Raw genomic sequence first — 2,616 nt, 5'->3', positions numbered from 1 at the left:
AAACAAGAGAGATTTTATGATGATTTTAATGATTTTAAAAAACTTTCAACAGCTTTAACAATCAGCGAAATGGAACATGATGAAATTAATTTTGAAGAAAAAGAAGAAAAAAATATAGTGAAAGAAATCAGTCTGAACTTAGTTCTCGAAATGCTAAATATGATGCCTGAAAAAGCAAAGAAATTAAAAACTATGTCAAAGGCAGTAAAAGAGGCTTTGGAGAGTTATGGTGAAGAAAAAGTTAAAGCTGCAATTATCTATATGAATAAACAAAAAAAATTAACAAGTCCAAGAGCTTACTTTCTGAAATGTTTAGAAAATAACTGGGCAAATGATATTTTAATTGATTTTCCGAAAAATAAATCCTCTTTAGAAAAAATTGAGGATAATATGGAGGACACTATAGCTATGGATATTTTAAAAAATAATAAACAAAATGAAGTTATGGAACTGTATTATAAACTTCCAAGTGAAGATCAAGAGAGTATAGAAAGAATAGTTTATAAAAACTACATAAAGAAATGCGGTCAAGAAACTAAAATCCAAAAAATAGCATTTAAAGCTGGTAAAAACTCTTTGATTGCATCGTATTTGGTAGAGAATGATTATTTTAGTAGAACATTAAAGTTAAAAAGAGAAACTACTAGGATAGAAAGTCCAAAAGAGGTCGTTGAAAAAGAGGAAACAGATATAATTAAAGAGGTAGAAAAATTTAATGAGTATGTAAATGAAAGTATTAATCTTTATAAAATTATGTTATCTTTAGATGATGATAAAGTAATAGATATAAAAAAAGAGATTTTAAGGGTTTTAGGTCCAGTCTTTATGAGAAAAGAGCTAAGAACTTCAGAAATAGATAGATTTTTAGTAGATAAATTTAAATAGAAAAAGTCCCTTAGGGACTTTTTTGTTTTTCTACTAAGAGACACAATGTCACTTAGTTAGATTTTAACTTAAAACTAAAAGACACAGTGTCTCTTAGTTCATATGCGTCTCCTACTTCATGAATAGTTTTATCACCACAAGTGGAGCTAGCCAAATTAGTAAATACTTTTAAAATAGGTTCATCTAGGCTAATCAGAAAGAAACATTTTGATTACTCAAGAGCATTTTGACAAAAACTGTAGATAAATTAATTACCTACAGTTTTAGATACAGAATACTATTTAGTTAAAATTTCATAGATTTCGCTTAAAAGTCTTTCAACTTTTTCTTTATCTTTTTCTTTCAATAACATCATTCTTTCTTGAAAGTTATTAAAAATATTAAAATCGTAATAAAGTGATTTAGGAGTTGAAGCAAGTTCTCTATTTTCTGTTATATTAAGAGTTAATAAAGATTCTGAATTTTCAGCCATATTGATTAACCCAATAGAAGTTTCTTTATCTTTATATAGCTCCTCAATAACTCTAACAGGTAAAAGTGCAACAATATCTTTTTTATTTTCATTAACTTCATTGTAAAGTTCAAATCTTTTTCGATGTCTTAGAGCAGTTTTTTTATTGTATCCATGTAATTCAAGCCAATTTTCATAAAGACCATCAGTAGACCCTTGCTTAGATAATTTATTAAAGACATTTGTAAAAATCTCTCCTAACTCTAAAGAAGTTTTTGCTTGAATATTTATTAACTTAAAACTTTCAATTTTTAAGAAATCTTTTACTTCATCCCCTTCAATATTATTTAATAAGTTATTTAAATAATCATATTTAAAATTTTCTTTTTGAATAAGAAAATTAGAGTTCACAATCTCTTTTGCTTCCCTAGAATTTAATTTTTCTTGTAATCTTGCAGCTAAATCAAGTTTTGACATATAAAATCCTCCTAAAATTACATTTTACTTAAAATCTCTAATAAAATCTCTTGAACTTCATTAGCTTGTTTATTTGTATATTCCCAAATACTTTTCTTTTTATCTAGCATCTCCTCAATAAAAGCTAATTGAGGAATAGGCTGTGGGAATATAATATCCGTATTAGATATTATATTTTTCATCTCTGCAAGATATTTATTTTGAATTTTAGTATTTTTATATCTGTTAATTAAAATTGTATGAATTTTATTAACATCTATTTCATTGACAAGATTAAGAACTCCTTCCATAGTAACTTCATCACAATAGCTAGGAATAATTATTTTATCAGAATGTTCTAAAAAAACAGCATCAATTTTCAGTGTTGGGACAGAATCAATTAGAATATAATCATATTCATCTCTCAATTTTTCAAGAAAATTGGGCATTTCATTTAAAAAAGTGGCAGAAAACTTGTTGTTCTCTAAAGGAAGGAAATAAAGATTTTTTCTTAATCTAAAATATTCTCCATCTCCATTAACAACCTCTGATTTCAAGCCTTTTTCAAATGCTTTATCCCCTTTTAATAAATAGTTAAATAGGTTGTTTTGGGAATCTGAAGTCAAAAGTAAAACTTTTTTATTTAATAAAGATAGTCCAGCACCAAGTTGAGCTGTTAAAAATGTTTTTCCAATTCCCCCCTTATTAACTTTGACTGTATAGATTTTACCCATATTACTTTCCTCCATTTTGTGAATTTGAATTTTGTTATCTAATTTTTCAATTTTTATTTTTTTATGATCTTTATTTATTCCCATCTCATT

General features: G+C 26.0%; 3 protein-coding genes. 1 reads left to right on the top strand and 2 read right to left on the bottom strand.

All coding sequences use genetic code 11. The features are described from left to right. A partial coding sequence (locus ACMOUI_RS05730; protein WP_418964775.1) for a hypothetical protein occupies positions 1-885 on the top strand: 885 nt, incomplete at its 5' end. Positions 886-1,162: 277 nt separating this feature from the next. Here the strand turns inward: ACMOUI_RS05730 and ACMOUI_RS05725 are convergent. Next, complete coding sequence (locus tag ACMOUI_RS05725) at positions 1,163-1,813, bottom strand: hypothetical protein (protein ID WP_418964774.1); 651 nt, start codon at positions 1,811-1,813, stop codon at positions 1,163-1,165. 17 nt (positions 1,814-1,830) lie between these two features. Beyond that, positions 1,831-2,616: ParA family protein (locus ACMOUI_RS05720; protein WP_418964773.1), on the bottom strand; the 786-nt coding region annotated here is incomplete at its 5' end.

The organism is Cetobacterium sp., from assembly GCF_048470075.1.
In the GTDB taxonomy this organism is placed as follows: Bacteria; Fusobacteriota; Fusobacteriia; order Fusobacteriales; family Fusobacteriaceae; genus Cetobacterium_A.
The sequence above is the reverse complement of the archived record's forward strand: the minus strand, read 5'-3'. Positions and strand labels throughout refer to the sequence as shown.